The 22494-nt window shown below is 34.0% G+C and carries 24 protein-coding genes; 13 read left to right on the top strand and 11 right to left on the bottom strand.

All coding sequences use genetic code 11. The annotated features are described in order from the left end of the window. The first annotated feature begins 83 nt into the window (after positions 1-83). Complete coding sequence (locus NFRAN_RS04930) at positions 84-992, top strand: NAD(P)/FAD-dependent oxidoreductase (RefSeq protein WP_134483446.1); 909 nt, start codon at positions 84-86, stop codon at positions 990-992. A gap of 134 nt (positions 993-1126) precedes the next feature. Here the strand turns inward: NFRAN_RS04930 and NFRAN_RS04935 are convergent, their stop codons facing one another. Then, on the bottom strand, positions 1127-1570 hold the full coding sequence (locus NFRAN_RS04935; protein ID WP_134483448.1) for a pyridoxamine 5'-phosphate oxidase family protein: 444 nt from the start codon (positions 1568-1570) through the stop codon (positions 1127-1129). Between the two features lie 583 nt (positions 1571-2153). Here NFRAN_RS04935 and NFRAN_RS04940 point away from each other — a divergent pair. The 4 genes from NFRAN_RS04940 to NFRAN_RS04955 all read left to right on the top strand — a co-directional run bounded on the left by NFRAN_RS04940 (position 2154) and on the right by NFRAN_RS04955 (position 6465). Further along, the gene (locus NFRAN_RS04940) at positions 2154-3245 is read left to right on the top strand and encodes an ABC transporter ATP-binding protein (protein WP_134483450.1); all 1092 of its coding nucleotides are present in this window, start codon (positions 2154-2156) and stop codon (positions 3243-3245) included. A 144-nt stretch (positions 3246-3389) separates the two neighbouring features. Next, complete coding sequence (locus NFRAN_RS04945; protein WP_134483452.1) at positions 3390-4703, top strand: extracellular solute-binding protein; 1314 nt, start codon at positions 3390-3392, stop codon at positions 4701-4703. 120 nt (positions 4704-4823) lie between these two features. Beyond that, the gene (locus NFRAN_RS04950) at positions 4824-5609 is read left to right on the top strand and encodes a carbohydrate ABC transporter permease (RefSeq protein WP_172602133.1); all 786 of its coding nucleotides are present in this window, start codon (positions 4824-4826) and stop codon (positions 5607-5609) included. A gap of 7 nt (positions 5610-5616) precedes the next feature. Then, positions 5617-6465 (top strand): carbohydrate ABC transporter permease, encoded by an 849-nt coding sequence (locus tag NFRAN_RS04955; protein ID WP_197731127.1) that lies wholly within the window; start codon positions 5617-5619, stop codon positions 6463-6465. Positions 6466-6670: 205 nt separating this feature from the next. Here NFRAN_RS04955 and NFRAN_RS04960 read toward each other — a convergent pair whose 3' ends face one another. Continuing rightward, positions 6671-6901, bottom strand: a complete 231-nt coding sequence (locus NFRAN_RS04960; RefSeq protein WP_172602134.1) for a hypothetical protein — start codon at positions 6899-6901, stop codon at positions 6671-6673. Between the two features lie 825 nt (positions 6902-7726). Here NFRAN_RS04960 and NFRAN_RS04965 point away from each other — a divergent pair. Beyond that, the gene (locus NFRAN_RS04965; RefSeq protein WP_134483458.1) at positions 7727-8284 is read left to right on the top strand and encodes a hypothetical protein; all 558 of its coding nucleotides are present in this window, start codon (positions 7727-7729) and stop codon (positions 8282-8284) included. A 290-nt stretch (positions 8285-8574) separates the two neighbouring features. Here NFRAN_RS04965 and NFRAN_RS04970 read toward each other — a convergent pair whose 3' ends face one another. Then, on the bottom strand, positions 8575-9531 hold the full coding sequence (locus tag NFRAN_RS04970; RefSeq protein ID WP_269472335.1) for an NADP-dependent oxidoreductase: 957 nt from the start codon (positions 9529-9531) through the stop codon (positions 8575-8577). A gap of 126 nt (positions 9532-9657) precedes the next feature. On the opposite strand from NFRAN_RS04970, the gene NFRAN_RS04975 reads away from it, so the two are divergent. After that, positions 9658-10137 carry a pyridoxamine 5'-phosphate oxidase family protein gene (locus NFRAN_RS04975; protein ID WP_134483459.1) on the top strand — a complete coding sequence of 160 codons (480 nt, stop codon included), beginning with the start codon at positions 9658-9660 and terminating at the stop codon, positions 10135-10137. Between the two features lie 744 nt (positions 10138-10881). Beyond that, the gene (locus NFRAN_RS04980; RefSeq protein WP_134483461.1) at positions 10882-11826 is read left to right on the top strand and encodes a TIGR03619 family F420-dependent LLM class oxidoreductase; all 945 of its coding nucleotides are present in this window, start codon (positions 10882-10884) and stop codon (positions 11824-11826) included. A gap of 308 nt (positions 11827-12134) precedes the next feature. Here NFRAN_RS04980 and NFRAN_RS04985 read toward each other — a convergent pair whose 3' ends face one another. Beyond that, on the bottom strand, positions 12135-12656 hold the full coding sequence (locus tag NFRAN_RS04985) for a hypothetical protein (RefSeq protein ID WP_145988028.1): 522 nt from the start codon (positions 12654-12656) through the stop codon (positions 12135-12137). A 143-nt stretch (positions 12657-12799) separates the two neighbouring features. Between NFRAN_RS04985 and NFRAN_RS04990 the strand changes: the two genes are divergently transcribed. Continuing rightward, positions 12800-13099 (top strand): winged helix-turn-helix domain-containing protein, encoded by a 300-nt coding sequence (locus NFRAN_RS04990; RefSeq protein WP_269472312.1) that lies wholly within the window; start codon positions 12800-12802, stop codon positions 13097-13099. A gap of 52 nt (positions 13100-13151) precedes the next feature. After that, positions 13152-13517, top strand: a complete 366-nt coding sequence (locus tag NFRAN_RS04995; protein ID WP_134483467.1) for a hypothetical protein — start codon at positions 13152-13154, stop codon at positions 13515-13517. Positions 13518-13852: 335 nt separating this feature from the next. Here the strand turns inward: NFRAN_RS04995 and NFRAN_RS05000 are convergent, their stop codons facing one another. Continuing rightward, complete coding sequence (locus tag NFRAN_RS05000; protein WP_134483469.1) at positions 13853-14650, bottom strand: class I SAM-dependent methyltransferase; 798 nt, start codon at positions 14648-14650, stop codon at positions 13853-13855. 97 nt (positions 14651-14747) lie between these two features. After that, a complete protein-coding gene (locus NFRAN_RS13675; protein ID WP_172602135.1) occupies positions 14748-14888 on the bottom strand; it encodes a hypothetical protein in 141 nt (46 codons plus the stop codon). A 385-nt stretch (positions 14889-15273) separates the two neighbouring features. Between NFRAN_RS13675 and NFRAN_RS05005 the strand changes: the two genes are divergently transcribed. After that, positions 15274-15900, top strand: coding sequence for an SRPBCC family protein (locus tag NFRAN_RS05005; RefSeq protein WP_134483471.1), 627 nt, complete (start codon positions 15274-15276; stop codon positions 15898-15900). Positions 15901-16499: 599 nt separating this feature from the next. Then, complete coding sequence (locus NFRAN_RS05010; RefSeq protein ID WP_134483473.1) at positions 16500-17075, top strand: DUF99 family protein; 576 nt, start codon at positions 16500-16502, stop codon at positions 17073-17075. Positions 17076-17420: 345 nt separating this feature from the next. Here the strand turns inward: NFRAN_RS05010 and NFRAN_RS05015 are convergent, their stop codons facing one another. The 5 genes from NFRAN_RS05015 to NFRAN_RS05035 all read right to left on the bottom strand — a co-directional run bounded on the left by NFRAN_RS05015 (position 17421) and on the right by NFRAN_RS05035 (position 21501). Then, on the bottom strand, positions 17421-17888 hold the full coding sequence (locus NFRAN_RS05015; protein ID WP_134483474.1) for a GNAT family N-acetyltransferase: 468 nt from the start codon (positions 17886-17888) through the stop codon (positions 17421-17423). Positions 17889-18381: 493 nt separating this feature from the next. Next, positions 18382-18774 (bottom strand): hypothetical protein, encoded by a 393-nt coding sequence (locus tag NFRAN_RS05020; RefSeq protein WP_134483476.1) that lies wholly within the window; start codon positions 18772-18774, stop codon positions 18382-18384. 419 nt (positions 18775-19193) lie between these two features. After that, positions 19194-19616: a hypothetical protein gene (locus NFRAN_RS05025; RefSeq protein WP_134483478.1), complete on the bottom strand. Its 423-nt coding sequence runs from the start codon at positions 19614-19616 to the stop codon at positions 19194-19196. A gap of 236 nt (positions 19617-19852) precedes the next feature. Then, the gene (locus NFRAN_RS05030; protein ID WP_134483480.1) at positions 19853-20923 is read right to left on the bottom strand and encodes an adenylate/guanylate cyclase domain-containing protein; all 1071 of its coding nucleotides are present in this window, start codon (positions 20921-20923) and stop codon (positions 19853-19855) included. A gap of 347 nt (positions 20924-21270) precedes the next feature. After that, positions 21271-21501 (bottom strand): hypothetical protein, encoded by a 231-nt coding sequence (locus NFRAN_RS05035; RefSeq protein WP_134483482.1) that lies wholly within the window; start codon positions 21499-21501, stop codon positions 21271-21273. Between the two features lie 636 nt (positions 21502-22137). Here NFRAN_RS05035 and NFRAN_RS05040 point away from each other — a divergent pair. Next, positions 22138-22401, top strand: coding sequence for a ChaB family protein (locus NFRAN_RS05040; protein WP_134483484.1), 264 nt, complete (start codon positions 22138-22140; stop codon positions 22399-22401). The last annotated feature ends 93 nt before the right edge of the window (positions 22402-22494 follow it).

The raw sequence follows: 22494 nt of genomic DNA on the forward strand, positions 1-22494 counted from the left end.
ATTCACATTACTATTTTATGACATAGGAAATGAACCTTAATGAGAAACCTTTTAGTTACCTTTCCCACATACAACTATAGAATATGCTTTTTGATTGCGCTATTATAGGCGGGGGACCGGCTGGCTTAAATGCTGCCTTAGTACTAGGAAGAGCAAGACGTCACATATTATTGTTTGACAATAATAATCCTCGTAACGCAGTTACCCAGGAATCTCATGGATTTATTACTCGTGATGGCATAAAACCTACTGAATTTAGGAAAATTGCCCATAAGGAAATAAGTAGATATCCTTCTGTCAAATTTAAAAAGAAACAGATAACTTCAGTAGTCAAAAATGATAGTTTATTTGAATTAAGAACATCAGAAAACGAAATATATCAGGCCAAATCAATAATCATAGCAACGGGTTTAAAAGAAAGGATACCAGAAGTAGATAAATTTTCTGACTATTATGGCAAAAGTTTGTTTAACTGTCCTTACTGTGATGGATGGGAACTGCGTGACAAGTCTTTAATTGTAGTCATAGATGATCAAGTTCAGGGATTTCATTTTATTCAAACCACATATAATTGGTCTAAAGACCTAATTGTTTGTACTAATGGCAAACCGTTTCAAAACCATGAACAAAAACGTTTGCTCCTAAGTAAAGGAATAGACATAAGAGAAAGCAAAATCAAAAGATTTGTTGGAGAAGATGGACAGATTGAAAAAGTAGTTTTTGAGGATGGGGAAATTGTTAACGTTGATGGAGGTTTTGTTCTGCCTCAACTCTCTCAATCGTCTGATATTGCTAAACAGCTAGGATGTAAACACAATTCTCTTGGAGGTATACAGACAGACTCTTTTGGTAGGACGAATGTTAATGGAGTATATGCAGCAGGTGATGCTTCCATAATTGCTCCTGCTCAGTTAATTATAGCTGCTGCAGAGGGTGTTCAAGCGGCCATTGGTGTAAACAGGGATCTAATTGAAACAGAATTTTTAGGTTAGCTCATGAATGCGATGTAGTGACATCAAACATCATTTCATTAATATCATTTGATACGAAGTTGTGATGCGAGATTTAGTTACACAAATAAATAGAGGTGTGTCCAGATTTCGAATATTTTAAATATTCTAGGCATTTAATGAGCTAGTGAAGTTATTTTGCCAAAATCCCATGTGGAGAAAAACCTTGGAATTATTTCAATTATTATGCCTTCTCCACTTTTAGAGCATTCGTAAACAGTATTTGCCATGAGATTATCGAGGGTACCCAAATATTTCATTATCATCTTTTCGGATATTGAGACGACTGTTTGAAGATCATCAGCAATAGTAGCTACTCCCTTTCCTTTTACACCTTTGTATGGAGTGTTACCATTTTCTATACAAAAATAGATAACAGGTTTTTGTCTTACATTCTGGCTATTGTAGGTGTTTTTGCCAGTCATGATGAATAGTTTTTCTTCGTTCTTGTCAAAGTAGAACCATACTGGTTGAATATTTGGATCTCCTTTATTATCAACGGTAGCGAACTGTAAATTTAATTTACTTTCCAGGAATTGCTCTACCTCTTCCATAGTCATACTGGGAATCTCTGGGCTTGCTCAGGATCTTCATATGATGTGATCCTTTTTATTGGATAAAAGCGTTGCAGATAGAGTATTTCAATCTCGAAACAAGGTTTACCATAAACTAAATTTCTAGGTGAAAAAGCGTCCTCACTATTCGCTAGTTTAACATCAATATTTATTGAATATAAAATATGTTGAATTGGCCTAACTGTAAAGGATAAAGTTCCATAAGTAAATAACATTCTAAGGGCGAATGAAGTAATATCATACAAAACATGAAATAGACAGATTAGAATTATTTTAGATCCTTTTTCTTCAGTCTTTGTATATTTTTCTTCTAGACTTATTATTTTTCTACAAGCGATTTATAAATACAACACAGAAAGTGATTTTATGGTATTATTCATTTGACTACGAGAACGGTCACAAGAATCTTTAAACTTTTCACACATTAAATAAATCTCATCGAATAGTGCAAATAGTAAATCGAATGCGGTTTATTAAACAATCCATTATACAGTTCAACACATTTCGAGTTTTTATTCAACCAACCATTTATGTAAAATAATTTATGATATATTAGGTAGGATAAGAAATGGTCGATCTCAAAATAGAAAATCTAGCAAAGAAATACGGTGAGACGACAGCATTGGATGGATTTAGCATCGATGTAAAGTCAGGTGAATTAATGGTGATATTGGGACCATCCGGATGTGGAAAAACCACAGCAATAAGATGTATTGCGGGATTAACACCTCCTACATCCGGACATATCTACCTAGGAAATAAGAAAATAAATGAATTATCTCCTAAAGATAGAGACGTAGCAATGGTTTTTCAAAACTACGCATTGTATCCTCATATGTCAGTCTATGATAATATTGCTTTTCCACTAAAAATGAGAAAAAAACCCAAATCGTACATCCAGGAAAAGGTTAAGCAGATGGCCGATCTTTTAGGCATAAACGATCTTCTCTACAGAAAACCAAAGGAGTTAAGTGGTGGACAAATGCAAAGAATTGCTTTAGGTAGAGCATTGGTAAGGGAACCGAAATTATTTCTAATGGACGAACCCCTCAGTAATTTGGATGCAAAACTTCGAGCATACATGAGAACAGAAATAAAGAAATTGCAAAAGAAAATTGGAATAACGACTTTGTATATTACCCATGACCAAGTTGAAGCAATGAGTATGGCTGATAGGATAGCCATTATGAAAAATGGAAATATACAGCAAATTGGAACTCCCATGGAGGTATACCATCGACCAAGGAACACATTTGTAGGACAATTTATTGGCAATCCACAAATGAATTTAATTAGTGGATCGATTAAAGATAATACCCTATTCTTATTCTCACAACCTATTGCCAATCAGTTAACTGATAAGATAAAATTTGAAAATAAATTAATGGATACAAATGAATTCATCGTCGGAATAAGACCAAGAGACATAGCTTTACTCACAAAATCCAATAAAGGTACAGGAACCAGGTTACAGGGATCAATAGTCTTTGTTGAAATGCTTGGTGACGATACAATAATGGAAATAAATTTTGGGTCAGGGAATTTACTTGTTACCACAAACAATATTACTAATACTTTTCAAGTTGGTGATAAAATTGAATTTGGATTAGAGTACTCGAAGATGCATTTTTTTGATAAGACAGGCAATAGAATCGAATAACACTTGTACGAACAGAAAAATCTTTATCACAATTAACAATCATTACCCGTATTTTGATTGTATTAAAGATATATCTGAGGTTAATTAGACAGTATATGGCACCTATGAGAAATACTTAAAAAAGTTGATGTATTTATAAGGCTAATGAAATTTTATGCATATTCATTCACTTTCTTTGCTATGTTAGTTTTTGTTACGCTCTTTATGCTAACTAATTACGACAAGTCATATGGACAGCAGCAAGTTACACTCACCGCAATTGTGGCCGAACCTAAGGAAAGATGGGATATTTTATTTGAAAAAGCTTTGGATGAACTAAGACAAAATCATCCAGAATTAAACATTCAAGTGGATTACCGGGTCTTACCATATGATGCAACTAGGACACAGATCTTGACCTCAATGGCAGGACAAACTCCTGTAGACCTAATTTCTGTTGATCAGATATGGCTTGGAGAATTTGCTGAAGGAGGTTTTCTAATGGATATAACTGATAGAGTAAATGAATGGGGGAGAGCAAACGAATGGTATCCAACCAATTGGGAAGGAGGCAAGTATGAAAACAAGACCTATGGCATTTGGTCGTGGACCGATGTAAGGGCCTTGTGGTATTGGAAAGATCTTCTCCAAGAAGCAGGAATTAATCCAGAGAATTTAACCACATGGAATGCATATATTGAATCGGCCAAAAAACTAAATGAGGTGCTAAAAGACCGTGGAATTCAAGGAGTCCACTTGGTAGGAGCTGCTCATTCACCGGATATGTGGTATCCGTATTTATGGATGCAAGGCGGTCAAATTCTTGAACAAAGAGACAATCACCCCACCAAGGGGAAATATTGGTTTCCTGTATTCAATAGTTCACAGGGTGTGAAGGCATTGGAATTTCTAAAACAACAGGTAGATGCAGGAATTTCACCTCAGCCAAATCACTTTTGGGGACAGGAATTTGCAGATAAAAAGTTTGCAGTTATGTTAGAAGGATCTTGGCTACTAGGAACATTCCCTAAAAGTGAATGGAGCTCTCTGAATGAGACAATAGGTATGCTCCCGTTGTTTCCAACTCCCTCTAGTAACGTTAATACTACCACAATGATGGGTGGATGGATACTTAGTATTCCTCAGACATCGCCTAATAAAGACCTAGCATGGGAGTTGTTGACACTAATGGTGGATCCCGAAGTTTTAACCCCTATGTTGCAGCAAGAAGGTTATCTTCCAACTCAAAAATCAATCGGTGAAGGTAACTACGCATCTCAACTTAACAGCACAATACCCTACTACTCTGAACTCATTTCGATGATTCCCAACGGTCATAGTCGACCAAATATTCCAGAGTATCCTCAAATCGCAGAGAATATAAAACAGGCCATAGACGAAGTTTACTATAATATAAAACCACCCAAACAGGCTTTAGATGACGCGGCAAAAAAAACTGTTGAAATTTTAGACTGGTAACAAACTAAAACCAACCTAAACGTTCTTTTTATCAAAATGCAGTTAACAACAAAGTATGAACCTTATTTTTTCCTCCTCCCTGCAATTTCGATACTAATAGTATTCTTGTTATTTCCTTTTATGTGGAATATTTACATCTCCTTACACGATGTCACAGTAACAACAATATTAAAAGAATGGAGATTTGTAAGTCTTGATAACTTTAAACAGGTTCTAAATGATCCAAATTTTCATATTTCAGTCAAAATTTCGTTAATCTTTGTTGGAGGATCTGTAGCATTTCAATTTTTTATAGGACTTTTAATATCATCTCTACTAAATCAAATTTCTAGGGGAAAGCAGATCCTAATCGCAATATTTATGATCCCTTGGATAACATCTGGATTAATTGCTGCTTTTTCATTTAAATTTATTTTTGACAATAGTTTCGGAATCATAAATTACTTACTAGGGTATTTTGGATTTTCAGCTATCGCATGGCTTTCAGATCCGAATACGGTCGTTTGGTCAATCATTATAGCAAATGTTTGGTATGGAACACCATTTACTATTTTGTTTCTTACTGCAGGATTATTATCTGTAAATCAATCTATTTACGAATCTGCTAAGGTGGATGGAGCCACTAAGATCATGTCCTTCTTCTATTTGACTCTCCCTTTAATCAAACCCTTTATAATAATTGATGTAATCTTAATAACAATCTGGTCGATTAATTTTTTTGAAATACCGTTAATCATGACTGGCGGTAATCCGTTATTTGCAAGTACTCCTGCATCCCTTTATATGTATAGACAGGCCTTTGAATTTGGACTATTGTCCAAAGGGTCGGCATCGGGTATAATACTATTACTTATCAACGTAGTAGTTGCTTTTATCTATATTAGTGCATTGAGACAGAGGCGATAGATTGAACATGGACATATTTTCAAGCAAACAAATAGAAATGATCGAAAAATCATTTGTTTATATCGCTCTTTTTGTATTCATCGGGCTCACACTATTTCCCTTGATCTGGGTCTTTACGACGTCATTGAAACCAAACGATGAAACCATGAGTTTTCCTCCGAAATTGATTCCTGAAAACGTTACACTTGAAAATTACTGGTTTGTATTTACAAATTCCACCATTGTGAAAAGTATCTATAACAGCTTAATTGTCAGTTTTGGGAGTATGATTTTGAATGTTACTATTTGTGCTTTTGCTGGATATGCCCTAGCACGATTTGAATTTAAAGCTAAGAAAATATTCTTTTCCTTTATATTGGGTTTATTTACAATACCAATAGTTATAAACATAATACCATTATATATCATTCTTGCAAATCTAGGACTACTAAATTCCCTTGTATCTTTAATTCTTACTTTTCAAATCCTCATCATACCGTTAAATATCATGTTGTTAAAGAATTATTTTGAGACAATTCCAAGAGAATTAGAAGAGTCCGCATTGATTGATGGATGTTCAAAATTAGGAGTATTAAGAAAAATTACCATACCCCTGTCTATGCCAGGTTTTGCAGTCGCATCCATATTTTCATTTATTTTCTCTTGGAATGAATTTGTTCTCCCTATTGTACTTGCAAATTCACCTAACTCCACTTTATTTCAGGTCGCATTATACCAATTTATTTCACTGTATAGAATCGAATGGGGATACTTGTCTGCAGGAATAATAATTGCATTACTACCAGTAATAATTCTCATCATTGTTTTCCAAAGACAAATGATCAAAGGATTTACGTTAGGTTCAATAAAGGGCTGAAGAAAATCATTCAGATTCTCTTTATGAAGAAGTATTGTTTCACTACAACTTATTTAGTTTTACAATACACAATATGCTAGATAGATCGATACTATAAAACATCATAAATTCTAAAATAGAAAATTTCCAATGTTTTAATGGATAAAAATATTTTACTCAAATCATTGGAAAATCCTTATTATATCGATATAGAAATAGGAGATCATTACGGTAGGATCTCTTCATCATCGCTGGTTGTTTCTGTTGCGGAGCTCTCTTCATCATCGCTGGTTGTTTCTGTTGCGGAGCTCTCTTCATCATCGCTGGTTGTTTCGGTAGAATTACTATTATCATTATTAATATTTTCAATAGTTTGATCAAAATCCCTACTCAAAGAACTAAAAGTGCTACTACTAGTATTTTCTGTAACTTCAATAGACAAATTTGGTAATGCCATGGAATTTGAGATAAAAAATGAATTAAAAGAATAATTAAATGCAAGGATTAATGTTAATGTAGCTACAGTTATGAGGATAAAATTCACTATAACTAATCATAGGCTTATTACAAAATAAGAGTTACGTTGCTGAAATTGTTGCAACAACCATTAAGATACCTATTGATTATTGACAGTCTGCAAATTCTGGTTTGGGTACAAACCCCGTATATTTAATAAAATTAAAGATTCGATAGCCAACCAAGTAATTCTGGTTTTGTAATAATGTCAAAGGTCTTTCCCAGTGATTAAAGTTCTTTTATTCTGAAATATATCAATAGTATAATAATAACAACATAATAATTTGACTAAGCTAAAAGTTATCTAGAATACAACAAAGATTTGCTTTTAAGTTTTACAACTAGGATAAACTTTAGTCATATCGCCCAAATGGAATAACACCACACAAAAAATCGGCAAGGAAATCTGTATTAAGTTTGCGAATCATTTAGAGTGATAAGACTTCATTATAAGTTATATGAACCATAGAATATTAGTCCTGACACCTAAACCTGTAAAACCATTAGAAGCTAACTAAGATGCATCATTATGACATAGTTAGAACACGAACACCGATAATTGGAGATAAAAAAATTTAGAGATAACAATGCGATGTCCACCACATTTACGAAATGAATAACCTCGAGTTTCAAGCGATGATCTATGTATATGTATGGTTACAAGGGAATGAGGCTATAAATACAAATTTAACAAGATTCGTTGTAGATATAAGTGCTTTGTTAGATAAGAAAAAAATAGGATGACAGTACTAGGTAGCAACGTCTTATGATAAACGATATGCATAGGACAAAATGGGGTAATCGATTTATTATCACTGCCATAATTCAAGGAGGCATAATGACTTTACTAGCACTATCTATGGTGGCTTCACAATTTATTTTTGCAAATAACTTTGATATGATACAATTTCTATCTTTGTCTTTTGAAGGGCCTGCAAAATGGTTCTTTCTTGGAATTATATTTTATCTTATTTTCATAGTTGCCATAGCAGTTACGGCCATTTTCTACATTCATTTGGAAATCAATCTTAGGCGACAAATTTCTGGCATATTAAAGGTATTGGCATGGATTCATCTACTAGGTATGAATATTGGAGGACCTCTGACTACTTTGCTTATGATATTTGCGGGATTATCAGGCTCAGGAGTAATGTCTGTCTTCATCGAAGGAAAAATAGGTCCACAGAATATTGAAATATTGAATGCGCTAACTACTCCAATAGCCATTTCAATAGGAATCTTAAGCATAGGTGTCATTTGTGGTGGTCTAGCATATACTCTAACTTATCTCAAAGGAAACAACTTGATAAAAGGTGGACATTAAAGAAATTTTAGAAATAAATCCACGAGTAGATCTCTTATATGAATATATTGAAAATTTATTTATGCTGTAAGTATTCGAACAATAACTTTCAAATATCAATGGATCCGTGGCTCTTCAATTTCCTGAACCCTATTTTGACAGGGCTTGATATACGATGTGTTATATCAGACTATCTTCTCAATGTTTATTAACCTAAGACAGTCTAACTAGCGTTCTACCAATAGTATCTCCTCTAAAGAGACTGGCAAAGGCAAGTGGTGCATTTTCCAATCCTTCAAAAATACTTTCTTTTAGTTGTATTTTGCCATCCCTAATCCATTTGACATGTTTGTATTGAATTCTCCTAAAATATCAAAGTGATCGCTCCAGATAAAACCCTGAAGTTTGAGCCTGTGTGAAACTGCCAGAGAAAGATTGGCAGGGCCTAAGGATGCTGATCTGCTACGCTGTTGATCTTCTTTTGAAGAATAGGTCATGTCTTCGCTATTGTATTGAGATGTGGTTCCACACAAAGCAATCCTTCCAAAGGTATTCATATTGTTAAATGCAGCCTCGAGATGTTTACCTCCAACATTATCAAAATATATATCGATTCCATTTGGATAAGCCCTATTTAGTTCCTCGGTGATATTATCAAAGCCGATCTTTCTATAGTTAAAAGCATGGTCCATGCCAAGTTCATTAACTAACCAATTTACTTTCGCATCACTACCACAACTGCCTACTACATAACAGCCCTTTATCTTGGCCAACTGACATGCAACAGAGCCCACCCCTCCTGCGGCTGAAGATACAAAAACAGTATCATGTCTTTCATGTAGACTACATATCTTAAATAGACCAACATACGCTGTCATGCCAGTGATACCAAGTAGACCCAGAAAAGAGCTCAATGGTGCCAGGGTTGGATCTACTTTTGATATGGATTTTTCTTCAATTTGAGCATCATTGCTGATCCAATATTCCCTCCAACCAAAATTGGCCTTAACATAATCACCTACCTTAAACTGGGAGCTTTTGGATTTGATTACTTCTCCTATGCATCCGCCATCAAGTGGTTTATTCAGTTCAAAAGGTGGAGCAAACCTAGTACCCTTGACCATATAGATACGTAAAAATGGATCTATAGACATCCAAATGTTTTGAACCAAAAAATCACCTTCCTCTTTTATGTCTGGAATTTCTACCTCTACGATTTCAAAGTCTTCTACTTTAACAGATCCTGCTGGACGCCTCTTTAAACGAATTTCACGACCAAATCTATCATTTTTCTATCTATAGATATCAGATGTTTATGATTCAAAAGAACTTTATTATTTGAAAATTGTACAAATTACGATTATGTTTTTATTAAATCCTGTTCAACATATGCTATGAAAATTCTCGACGCAAGTGAACCAGAATTTGGCGGTCCTATGACAGAAGAGGAAGTGAGAGATTTCTTAATTAACAGTAACAAAAACATTCACATTTCGACTCTGGATGAAAAGGGGGAACCCAACATCCACCCAACATGGTATTACTTTGACGATAGGAACGAAAAGATCTATATAGAGAGCGGAAGAGAATCAAGAAAAACCCAAAACCTAAGAAGGAATAACAAAATATACTTCTGCATAGATGATGATAGAATACCCTATAAAGGTGTTCGCGGCAAAGGAACAGTGAGAATATCTGATGATGTTGATTATAACCTTCCCACAATTGAAAAGATTGTAGTCAAATATCTTGGAAGCGTCGAGCACCCTATGTCACACACCATCATAAGTAAAATCAGAGGAGGAGATGCAATCCTATTAGAAATAACACCAAAGTTTTATGCTACCTGGGACCACAGCAAAGTCAAAAGGTAAAGGAAAAGTTGTGCCAGAATATGAATTATCCCAGAGCAAAGAAATAGAATTGATAACCCCCAATCCTATTATAACAAAGTATGGTATAGAGTAAGAAAGCGCACCGGTACGTAAACTTTAGTTTCTTTTAGATATATCCGCATATAGGAAAACCATTAAAGGAACGGTCGTTGAATATGGTCCAGGATTGAATCAACATAAAAATATTGTGAAGTAGAATCTAAAATATGGAACAATTTGGAAAACATAATCTCCTGTGTTTGTTAATCTAATTCCATTTTATAATGTAATGTTACTTTATAAGTGAATAATAATCTAGTACGTGTAGGAGCATTAAGTTCCATTGGATTTTAGATCTAACAATGTGTGGTAAAGCTATAATATTAACTTGGGTTGATTTATATTTCATATTTTAAATTAAGTCTATAAAAGAATCTAAACCAAGACAAATAAACTTTCTCTCGTCTATTCGCCTATCTGCTTTTTAACCAACCACCTACTTGAGGTCATAACTTTTGATGAATGACGGCATATGAAACTAACGTGTCAATTCAACCGTATAGTTTAAAGATACTAACAGACGATTTTATTTCATTCATTAAAGTAAATAATAGCAGTAAATCTGAGTCAAGATTGAGAAATCAGTAGTACTATAGTAAGTGGTGTTAAATAGACAATCGACGAGTGTTGATTTGATTTTATTCACTAGAATGTTTTAATATCATAATAACCACTTTATTCATCTTGAAAGTTGGTATCTCACTACCGCAAGCTGGTTCACAAGCAACAAAAGAGAATATGCTACATATGGCGCAAGCAGCAGAAAGCGAAGGCATCGATTCGATATGGACATTTGAAAGGTTACTCTGGCCTACCAACCCTCAAACTCCTTACCCAGCAACTCCAGACGGAAGTCTTCCCCAAGAATATCAAATAATGCTTGATCCTTTAGAGACACTCTCATTTTTGGCCGCAAATACCAATAAAATTTCCTTAGGAACATCGGTATTAGATATGCTGTTTCATAATCCTGTAATTTTAGCAAGAAGACTTGCTACACTTGATGTGTTTTCTGAAGGTAGAGTAATTTCTGGATTAGGTATCGGCTGGTCCAAGGATGAATATCAAGCTTCTAACATCCCATTTAATAACAAAGGGAAAAGAGCCGATGAATATGTCAAGATGTTAAAAATGATATGGACACACGAAGATGTTGAATTTAAGGGACAGTATTATAATATACCCAAATCAAAAATTGGACCAAAACCAGTGCAAAAGCCACATATTCCGATCTACCTTGGTGGTTTTAGCCCCAATGCAATTAAGAGAATAGTCGAAAATGATTTAAACGGTTGGATTGGTATTATTGGTGGCATTGCACCTTTTGATTATGTTCAGAGTGTTGTGAATAACTTTAGAAATGAGGTAAATAAAGCCAATAAAGATGCCAATAAATTTAAAATGATTCTGCTCGCATACCCGTACCTTAAGGACAATAGTCTTAATTCAGGTAATAATGCTAATAGGGATACATTGACAGGAACAATTGATGAAATAGGCGACGACATCATGAAAATAAAAGATTTGAATGTTGATCATATAATATTTGCTTACAACTTTTCACCCATAGGCAAAGATATTGATAAGATGATCGATCTTACAAAGCAATTTTCACAATTTGCTAGATAGATAGATAAGTAAACAAGGCCAACAAGAAGAAAAAACATTTATTCTTCAACAAAAAAATTTGAGTAGAACTATTGTCCAGTGTTGACAAGTTTCCACTTTTAGATAGTGAGTATATCTCCAATAAAGGAATTATCTCACTTTTACCAAAAAGAATCTTTTGTTATCACCATTACCTTCCTAATAATCGTTGTTTCTTCCCATAAGTTTTTGTCCAATTAGATATATATACATTGAATCACCACAAAGCTTCGAGATGGTCCTTAACTTTGCTTCCTAGTATAATCACATACATACATACATAAACCTGGTTATGTAATCTTTTCAGCTGACGCAGCCACAGTATAAGTTACTGTGAAGGGTTCACCTCCCACTGCACCAGCAGTATGAAATACCAAAGCATTGCCAACAAAGGATATACTACCTGATGCGTATGATGTCCCACTTTCTGGTTTCATTAAACTCATAGCGACCTCAACATTACCAAACTTTTGTTTCAATGGCTCACCAAATTGCGATAATGATTTACCTGACAGGGCACTGCTGTTGTATCCATGGAGAACAGCTATCTCTACTGGTTTGCTTGCTGCCCACGTGATATCGCCTCTCCAAACCAATCCATCCTCTCTAGGAGGAAGTGCAACTACTATCTGGTGTCCATCATGCATACCTGGAATTGACGTTTTGGTCTTTTGCATTACAACGTAGTTAGATAACACTTCTTCTACCTGGGCACTAGCAGAAGGAGACGGCCATGTAAAAAGAATGAGTCCAGGAATAAGAAAAAATGCTACAGCCAATAATATGGGGAATCTCATATTTTTGAATACCATTGATGCTTTACATTATGCATGTTCTATAAGGCTTGTTTACATGTCCTACGTAACTTAGTTACGTGGGCTTTATAGACCAAGCATGAAAACAAATTAAGGACAATGAAGTCACATAACGCCATGTCTAAGGTATTTGAACTAAATTGGTACATGTACATCGAGATCGGATTTACATGAGGAAGGACATCTTATTGAAGCTCAATGAATTTGGAGAGCTAAACCAGAGTCAATTGATGAGCTATTGTGGATTAAACAATGTCGCACACAAGCCAATTATCGACGATTTGGTAGAAAAAGGTCTAATAATTAGATTTGAAGAACCATGGGGCAGACATAATAGGATAATCAAGTACAAGGTTTCAGAGAAGGGAAAGGAAATCGCAAAGGCAATATTTGAGCCGTACGAATTACTGTTTCCAAGGAGAGAGGAGAAAAATGAATAGCATGATTAGCGCGTTTACAGCCCTTTTGATAAGCCTGTGGAGGGATATTTAGATGAATGATGCAACAGATTCCAAAGGAGAGTCCACGCATGAGAGTCTGCTTAAGATACTAGATAATGTCATTCATCAGTTGGATTTTATGAGAAAGGTGATGATCGTTATGACTATTTCATTTGTTATTATTGTACCTATAATTGCAACTCTGGGACTAATGTCTCAATCAACTGCCGGTGTAGGGAAATTCATTCCGATCATAGGTGGTGCTGCATTTCTAGTATGGCTTGGTGTTGGCATCAGACAGTGGAGGGTGTTTTCAAAATGGAAGCAAAAGTATCATGAATTTAATGCACTGCAGAAAAAGATTGAAAAGAGTCTTGATTTTGAAAAGGGTGGCAAAGAGAATAATAGCCCATATTAACACAGAAATCAGATAGGTTCGATTGAAAGTAGAGAATGATACAAAGTAAATAGCCATAGAGCAGAATGTGCACGATCGTTAAACTGAACAAGCCTATTGAGAAGTACTTTTAATGAGTATATAGAACACAGAGTGATTTAACTTGAGAGTCGAACACATACCGATGAGTAACAATATTATTACCATTCAAGAGATTAATGGCTTTAGATGCATAGACAAAGTTACCTGTGATAGTATGATCACGTTACAAATAATCAGAACATTAATCCTCTAATGTCACCTATTCTAGAATCAGATGTAAAATGAATATGCGATGTAAGATTAAATATAGAGTATTATATTTCTTCCTTAGTCCCGATAATCATGGATACTGGAAAATAAAAATGTATTTTGTCATTTACCAAATAACTTTTCATTCCTAAATGATGTTGAGTAAGATCTTGCTTAAAGAGTCGAACTATTTTATCTTTATCACCTGGCTTTGGAAATGACGACTGCAAGATTGTATCTAAATCCATTTCAAGATCATGATGTTTAGTTATCATGTTGATGCATCCAATACTTTCCATCATTTGTCTCAGTTCTTCAATCGTTAGTGCTTCAGTATGAGATGGGTCTCGTAATTTCTCGACATAGTTATAAGCAGTCTTTTTATCAGGATCTGGAGTAACATCCACAACCAATATTTTCCCACCTGGTTTGCACACCCGTTTCATTTGTTCTAATACAACTTTAGGGTCATGCAAATGATGAAAACTATATCTAGTTACTACTAACGAAAAGGAATTGTCATTAAATGGTAGTATGGAAACGTCTCCTATACGCCAGTCAACATTATACAATTTTTTCTTTTTTTGCAGAATCTTTGCTTGTTCGATCATTGCTGGAGTCAAATCGATACCAGTCACATGATTAACAAGTTTGGCATATTCGCATGTTATTATTCCAGTTCCACATGCTACATCCAAAACAGTATCATCTGGTTTAGGGTTGCTTAATCTAAGCATAAGATCTATTCCATATTGATCAGAGTGTTGAGAGACACGGGTGAAAGGAACGGCTTGTTTTGTAAATTGTTCTATTACCGTATGGTTATGATAGACCTGATCTTTGTTCGATTTTACTTCCACCATAATTTCATTTAGCTATGAAGATATTATTATTTTTTCATGCAACATATAAACAAGGGAATTTATCACATAGTTAATTAAAAATACATTGGAATTGTAATCATCCCACCACAATACGGATACCAATCTTTGAAAAAGGATTCTTGTCATCGCCATGAAAATAAGTTGAGGATTTGAATGCATCGGTTAGATTATTCAATGTCAATGTGCTTTGGTTTGCTTGCGGTCTTATTCTTTTCATACCATATCAGATCTTTATTGTCTCGATCAAAAATTCAGTATTTTCTAAGGTCAATAGATAGTCTACTTCATAGCATAGCATAGCATAGCATACTCTAATCTCACAAGTATATCTGTATTAGTCACATAGTCGATCATGACCATTCCATCATGATATTCACAAGTCATAATGAATTAGGCATTTAATGAAATACTTGGCATCCCTCTCAATAATAATAATATCTTTCTAAACCAATAACTCTGCAACCGTATTTTGTGCCAAGTTATGAAAAGGTCTTTTAAAAAAATATAACAGGGTTTGAAATTATACATTGAGTCCATTAGGTAACAAAGTTACGTCTCATAGGTCCGGCACGGTTATTATACTTAATATCAAGATTATAATAATGATAAATACACAAAATAAATCTAGGAATGTCAAGAAAATAGAATCCTTATTCACGATAGTCAACACAAACAGAAACACAATAGCAATGACGGTTACAATGAGTTCCTTTTCTTTACTTATTGTTTTATTTGCCGTACTTAATACTGCAGTAATAACAGCCTATGGTCAACAAACTGATACAATCAATGCTTCCAAAATCGTCAATGCATCAAAGGACAAAGTATGGGAGATTGTTTCGGATGTGGATCAGAATCAAGCATATTGGCCGATTACTATCTTAAAGAGTATTGAGAAAACAAAGAATACAATAGAAAGAGATGTAACTGTTCCTGCTCCACCCTTTATGGACAATAAAGCACATCAGACAATAACCCTGAATCCAGAGCAATTTACAATTATTGAAAACCAAACTCAAGGTGCCGTCACAGGAGTTAAGACCATATCACTAGTACAACCAGAAAAGGAAAACAACAACAACGTTACGGAAATTAGGGTGGTGTGGAATTTGGACTTGTCCAAGGTCCCAGGTATCGGACAAGGATTTGCCAAAAATGGTATCAGTAATTCCGTAACAGAAGCACTCGACAAAATTGCTATTGCCACTACAAAAGATACGAGAACGTAAGAGAAACATAAATATGCACAAAGACTTTAAGGAATTTGCCATAGTTTAACGTCACATCAATTGACCGTTCTCACTATGTATCAAACTTTTAGCCACTTGGGATAATCAGAATTAGAAGCTGTTTTTTCCAAGAGTATTATCTTGTTGAACGTCGATTATGAGATGGTATTTAGTAGAGTATCATCATTTTTTCTGATAGAAATAGACAATGAAAAACCGTCGTCCGACTATATGCCTACTAACACAAAAATAACTTATCACGCGAGTTGATATCTAAATTATCATCTGATCATAAAATCCTAAATTAGTTTAAAGAGAAGTCGCCTGATTGGTACTCCATGCATCTAATGAAATGTTTTCAAATTATTTTTAATGTACATCCCCTATAAGTAATACTGTGACCCTCAAGTAGATACTACCACACTTTTCATGAGAAGCCAATCAACAATCGTTCATCATTGAAGAATTATGTTCCTTTCACGGATTATGATTTTCACTTGATTAAAAAGTTAGGTTTTTCAGTGTATCCTTCTACAATAAATATGTGAATAGTCCCTATGATATTTACACCTCATTTTTAAAAATGGTCAGGGTCTAAAATGAAGTTTCGTACAATGAAAAGAGGAATGCGTGTTCTAGGTATCGCTGAAAGCTTTACAAAAGGTAGTATGTTTTCTAAGCTAGCTGGGATAGTAATGCGGCGTGATCTGATAATTGACGGCATGATTTTCGGTAATGTCACGATTGAAGGAGATGATGCTACACAAAGCATTTTATCTATGTATAGGTCGTTAAAGAGAAACGACATCAATTGTATAATGTTGGATGGTATTGTTATCAGTATGTACAATATAATAGATGGCAAGGAACTTGAAGAGAACACTAAAATTCCAGTGATTGTAGTGACTTTCGAAGAATCGGAAGGTCTGGAAGGTGCCATAAGACATCATTTTTCCAATAGCTCAGAGGCTGAAATGAAGGTAGAACTGTATCGTAAAATAGGTCAAAGAGATAAAATTCGACTGTGGACCGGTAAGAACCTGTTTGTACGATATTGGGGAATAAGTTCAGAAGATGCATACACGATAATTAATTTCTTTACCCTTCAAGGTTCTGTTCCCGAGCCAATCAGAATTGCAAAATTAGCTGCACGCGCAAGCATCAGAAGACAATAATTTAGATTTGACCGGCATTATTCAAATTGAAGAAAATGATCGGATCATGCTTCTATTCTGATCTGACTGTCTGTAAGAATTACTTCCCTCAATCAGAATTTAATTCACCAAGTTAACTTTTAAAGATAAGTTAAGGTGTGTATATCACTATATACTGGAAAATAGATAGGAATCTGATTGCAAATGACGCAAAACATAAGGATCAACAAATTCCCCGTCGTAGGAGGATTCTGAGTAATCATTCAGTAATTAAATTCCCAAGTATTGTAATGAATTACAGGTTTATTCTAATGGAGGCAGGGCAGGACTGCCTGCCACATTTAAGACTGTATAAAAGAGTTGCAATCAAACTTTTTTTGTTAATAGATGATGTGATCTGTTTGTGAATCCGATCTTATTATAAAATTCATAAGCATTATGATTACCAGTAACTACCTCCAAATGAATAGCCTTTATTTCAAATTCTTTTGCCTTCTCAAAGATCAATTCCATTGTTTTTTTACCAAATCCATTTCTTCTCTCTGATTCTACAATAAAAAATTCATCAATAAACGCGTCTCGCCCATGAAACTCTAAAGAATAGCCAAAAGTTAATACGATATACCCAATGGCTCTGCTTTTGACAGAATTCTTATCAAATAGGTCAATAAGCCAAACTCTCCCGAAGGAAGGTTGATTTATTAGATTTTTGATAGACTCCTTTACCAAACCGGCATCAAAAGCATGTCCATCATATTCATAATAAGACCTTACAAGATCCATAAGGAAATCGAGATCTTGTTGTCTAGGTTCAACTAAACTTAAGCTTGACAAGTACTCCTAATTTATCTGAAGTTCAAATATATTGTATTCTAATGTACAAGGTTACTAGATTCAACATTGATAGTTTTATATTAATCGCAAATAAACGAATTAACCAACCCTTTACCTATGATACTTGAATATCAATGATAGTATCACAACTTAATTTATTCAGTACTAGCAAAGATTAGGTCATTGTGTACTCTAACATATACATGAATTAACAAAATATATGATAACTAAATCAAATCCCAATACTTCATGAATGTCTGAGCTCCCCAAAAATGTCGAATCTGATACCCTAACAAATATTAGTATAGAAGAGGATTTGAATTTGGTAATACACAATTTGAATTAGCTTAGCACATACTATTTATTTGATCGTATGATTTCTTGCAGAATTTAGATTTTTAGGCAATGCAGATCAAAGCCAAAATACTAAAAAAAGAGAAATAAAGAGACTAATAAAAGCATGTAATACTAAATAAACAAGTATTGATAGAGATTATTCCAACTTTACAGCTCCCGATCCACAGTTAGGGCATCTTCTTTCATTGTGTTGTGTTCTACAGTTCATACAAACAAATCTTAACGGTTCAGATCCTAGTGAATAAGGGTCATTAAACAAACTATTTGAAATGGAGTGAATGAACCCTCTAAGCCCCTTATTCTTGGTATTTCTTGTCGAACTATCAGATGTACTGGTTAGATAATAATGTTGCAGTTTCTTTATTCTATATGTTTGTAATATCAGAATGATTGCTATGTATACAAGTAATGATATTGGAAATGGTATCGTAAAAGATAATATCAATCCTATCGCAATATAGATTGCGAACCACATGAAATAATTCTTATCCAGACCACTAAATTTTCTATAATCTCCTATCCTAAACATCTCATACACCCCACATCAAAGATGAATGATCAATAAATAATATCCCAAAACAAATAAATAAATTTTGCCTCTATGTTGCTATAGTTATTCGATATACCGATAATATCCCCAATGCTAACTTGAATATCAATTTTGATGGGATAAATTATCACCCTAGATCCCCTAAAGATAGCCAGATTATCGTAACTGGAGTTCTAACAGTAATTATTGCCTAGAAAATACAAAAGTGCATCTGCATATAACAGAATTAAGAATCAAGGTGTCGCCACATTTGAATGTATTATGATAAGCGCTATTATCAGTTCGTTAATGTTTAAAAAAGATCTTAACGAGAGATTTCTTCTATAACTTATCTAAAATGTTTGTTTATCACAAAGCATATTGATCCAAATCAAAGATTCAAACAACATCATTTTACCCTATTCATCAATAGGGGACATCATTTTCATATCACCCCGGATCTCACAGATGTACCTTGGAAATCCTTTTGGATCAAACTTTGAGGTTCTTGTTATTTTCGAAACTACTGGTCGAATTTTTATGGTTGTACCATCATCAACCACACATTCATTCCAATCTTCAATTACAGTTGTAAATTGAATATTGTCTTTAATCGATGCTTTAAGATCCTTTGTAGAATATGTTTTTGAGTCAGGATCCCCTTTCTCGTTTGTCAAAATTACACGAAATGGATGTATTTCGCACATTAGTTGACCCTGGTTTTTATAAACCTTCGTCAATACCACCTTAACCTTCAAAATAGAGTTATCAGATAAATCATATCTACACCAATCCTCTTTTATAACAACAAAATCCAAAGGTGGTCTTGTGAAACTAGTCATTCATGTTTCTCTGTCTTCTCTTTATTTAATTTATTCCTAGATAAAAAATCGGAATTGTCATAGCCTACAAGCACAGGGATCAATTCCCACCCTCCCCTCCCCCCGGTAGCAAGTATCGATTTTAATACAAAAAGGAATCAAGAAAGATAATGATAATCAAACAATAGACAAATTAGTAGAAATGGTTTTTTATTAAAATTTGTTTAGTCATATACGACACTGTGAACACAAAGAATCTACCTTTGATTATCATCATTATTTACATATAGTTCATAGGTATTTCCAGTGGCATTATTTAAATAATTCCAGTCAAGATTTTTAATATTTAGTTTTTTGAACTTTCTATTGGTTTGAATGTCAAGATTTCTATAAACCTCTTCCCCTATAATTATTTGATTCGGCCTTGCAAAACTTGTCATTTTTGAAGCAATATTTATTGTATATCCAAGAATGTCCAAGTAGGGCTTTTTATGAACCGTAATACCATTTTTCTTTCTAACATTTTTATCATTGCTAACCCCATCACATCTTTTCTCATAATTCTGATTTGTAGCGACTGTATTAGTTAGGTTTTCAGTAATGGTTACTGTTTCAGGTCTTAAACCATATTGAACTATTGCATTTTCACCTATATCAATTCCTATTCTTACACCGAGGTCTGTATAACCATTTGATTCTAAAATCGTATTCATTCCTTCTTGAATTATGGTTATCATTGAGTGTGCACAGGCAACAGCATTTGTGCAGGGAAGATACAAATCGTCTTTTTCCGTGAAAAAGAAGCAGATAATTGCATCTCCAACATACTTTAAAACATATCCACCATAGGCCTCTATTACGAGAGACATTTCTTGAGTAAATGCCTGTATTATAGGAACAAGGCGTTTAAGTGGTAGATTCATAGAAAGATCAGTAGAGCACACAAGATCTACATGTAATATCACTAGCGTAACATTTGTACCAATAAAGTTCTCTAAGAGTTCTTGTGTCTTTTCCTGAGAAATGTTGAATTGGGATTTTACTTTCAGATTATACCATGTTCTCATTTGAGCATCCTTGATTGCAGATTCGATATCAAATACAGTTTCTACTAATAACATGCCTAATTTCGGTACTTTTGATACCTGGATAACCGATTCTTCTTTAACCTTGTTTATTTCCTGATATTTGCATATAGCGTCATTGATCTCTTCTATGCTCAAGTCTAATTGTAATGCAATCGTTTCAACTGGAATATTGGACTCATATAATGAAATAATTGTTTTATGTGGATGAATTTCGATATCCCGAGCATTTATCGAATTCATGCATACTTTGATAGCAATCTATTATTATATGTATTCAAAAAGAAATATCATTTTTGGTTATTTTATGGATTAGATTTCTCCAATCCGTGTTACATGGGTCTTTAGAGTCTCCAGCATCTCAAGTCCATCTTGAACCTTTTACTCTAAATTTGGCAAATGATTTACGTTATCGGCTGTTGAAAATAACGGACCATCAGATAGAATCATTAATCAGCTTGTGACATAACAAACTATAAAAAAATAAAAATTATACTATGGTAATAGTTCCTCGGTAGATATCAGTCGAGTTAACTATAGTTCAAAGTTAATAATAATTACATATTTCTAAAAATAAGTAAAAGTATGAGTTAACTTTCTTGGTGAATTTCTTTTTCCAACGCATCTTTTAATAATCGCACATGTTTTTCTCCATCTTGTTTTATGGTTTTCCACATCTCTGCCAAGTCTTGGCGTCCATCCTTTTCAGCATCCTGGATATACTTGCCTATGGTATCGTACAAAAAGTCAGCATCCTTACCCAATGTTCTTAGTATATCATAAGCTCTGTTAGTCAAGCCCGTGTCAGTAATGTTAGACATATGTTATTATGGCCACTATGGTTTTTATACCTTAAATTTTGTTGCTATATACATTTAGCGAAACTACAATCATTTCTTATATTCGCACGACATAATAGCATAATTTTAAATTCATAGTGTTTTATTATCAAATTTAAATTGCAGTCATCAACCAGACAGTAAGATAAAGTGATATTTGTCATAGTAATATCAAAAACATACAGTAGTTTTTATTTTAATATCGATTAGACAATTATTACTTTCAAGTGTAATAAGGTATCAATAAAGGTCTTGTTTCTTATGGCTATAAACTTGGCACCTCTATTTAGAGAATACCTCAGACCTTCTCATGTTTTTGTTTTTCACCATCCGACTATCATGCTACCGCCTGATAGCTTATCGTGAGACTATCGATGGTTAACTTATGACATGATTGTAGCCTTATTACCCTTTTACTTGTTCTCAAAAACTCGCATGAGTTATTTGACGCGACAAATAAAAGTAGTTAAATTTATTCAACAAAGTATTTAATTACTGATCATTTCTAATTGAAATATTTCTGGTAGGCCAGAGGTTAAAATTGTAGATACCTACCTTACGTGACAAAGATTCTATTTTTTAATTACTGCTTTTATCTTTATTTAAACAAAAAGAGATATGCCCAAAACTAGAAAAAATAATAAAAATGAACTATCTGAAGTGACAAAAAAAAGAATTGATGACTTGCCAGAACACGCACAACATATTTTCGAAAAGGCTCATAGTAGTGCCCTCAAGGAATATAAGAACCCAGAAAAGAGAAGAGGAGGCAATAAGGAATCAGCAGAGGAAGTAGCACATAAGGTAGCATGGTCTGCAGTAAAAAAAGAATACGAGAAAAAGGATGACAAATGGATCAGGAAGGATGATTCCGGCAAATAACCTTTTACTTATCTCATTCTCTTTTACATACATGCCTGTAATTTCATCTCAAATATTTCATTAACCCATTATATTATAGTGCGTTTTATATAC

This window comes from Candidatus Nitrosocosmicus franklandus, assembly GCF_900696045.1.
Lineage (GTDB): Archaea > Thermoproteota > Nitrososphaeria > Nitrososphaerales > Nitrososphaeraceae > Nitrosocosmicus > Nitrosocosmicus franklandus_A.

Coding starts and splice junctions, on each gene's coding strand:
- NFRAN_RS04975 (WP_134483459.1), top strand. CDS start 9,658: ATGAAAATTCTCGACGCAAGTGAACCAGAATTTGGCGGTCCTATGACA.
- NFRAN_RS05040 (WP_134483484.1), top strand. CDS start 22,138: ATGCCCAAAACTAGAAAAAATAATAAAAATGAACTATCTGAAGTGACA.
- NFRAN_RS05035 (WP_134483482.1), bottom strand. CDS start 21,501: ATGTCTAACATTACTGACACGGGCTTGACTAACAGAGCTTATGATATA.
- NFRAN_RS04935 (WP_134483448.1), bottom strand. CDS start 1,570: ATGACTATGGAAGAGGTAGAGCAATTCCTGGAAAGTAAATTAAATTTA.
- NFRAN_RS05010 (WP_134483473.1), top strand. CDS start 16,500: ATGAAGTTTCGTACAATGAAAAGAGGAATGCGTGTTCTAGGTATCGCT.
- NFRAN_RS04960 (WP_172602134.1), bottom strand. CDS start 6,901: ATGGCATTACCAAATTTGTCTATTGAAGTTACAGAAAATACTAGTAGT.
- NFRAN_RS05030 (WP_134483480.1), bottom strand. CDS start 20,923: ATGAATTCGATAAATGCTCGGGATATCGAAATTCATCCACATAAAACA.
- NFRAN_RS05025 (WP_134483478.1), bottom strand. CDS start 19,616: ATGACTAGTTTCACAAGACCACCTTTGGATTTTGTTGTTATAAAAGAG.
- NFRAN_RS04995 (WP_134483467.1), top strand. CDS start 13,152: ATGAATGATGCAACAGATTCCAAAGGAGAGTCCACGCATGAGAGTCTG.
- NFRAN_RS04955 (WP_197731127.1), top strand. CDS start 5,617: ATGGACATATTTTCAAGCAAACAAATAGAAATGATCGAAAAATCATTT.
- NFRAN_RS13675 (WP_172602135.1), bottom strand. CDS start 14,888: ATGAAAAGAATAAGACCGCAAGCAAACCAAAGCACATTGACATTGAAT.
- NFRAN_RS05020 (WP_134483476.1), bottom strand. CDS start 18,774: ATGTTTAGGATAGGAGATTATAGAAAATTTAGTGGTCTGGATAAGAAT.
- NFRAN_RS04950 (WP_172602133.1), top strand. CDS start 4,824: ATGTGGAATATTTACATCTCCTTACACGATGTCACAGTAACAACAATA.
- NFRAN_RS04965 (WP_134483458.1), top strand. CDS start 7,727: ATGATAAACGATATGCATAGGACAAAATGGGGTAATCGATTTATTATC.
- NFRAN_RS04940 (WP_134483450.1), top strand. CDS start 2,154: ATGGTCGATCTCAAAATAGAAAATCTAGCAAAGAAATACGGTGAGACG.
- NFRAN_RS04945 (WP_134483452.1), top strand. CDS start 3,390: ATGAAATTTTATGCATATTCATTCACTTTCTTTGCTATGTTAGTTTTT.
- NFRAN_RS04985 (WP_145988028.1), bottom strand. CDS start 12,656: ATGGTATTCAAAAATATGAGATTCCCCATATTATTGGCTGTAGCATTT.
- NFRAN_RS05000 (WP_134483469.1), bottom strand. CDS start 14,650: ATGGTGGAAGTAAAATCGAACAAAGATCAGGTCTATCATAACCATACG.
- NFRAN_RS05005 (WP_134483471.1), top strand. CDS start 15,274: ATGATAAATACACAAAATAAATCTAGGAATGTCAAGAAAATAGAATCC.
- NFRAN_RS04930 (WP_134483446.1), top strand. CDS start 84: ATGCTTTTTGATTGCGCTATTATAGGCGGGGGACCGGCTGGCTTAAAT.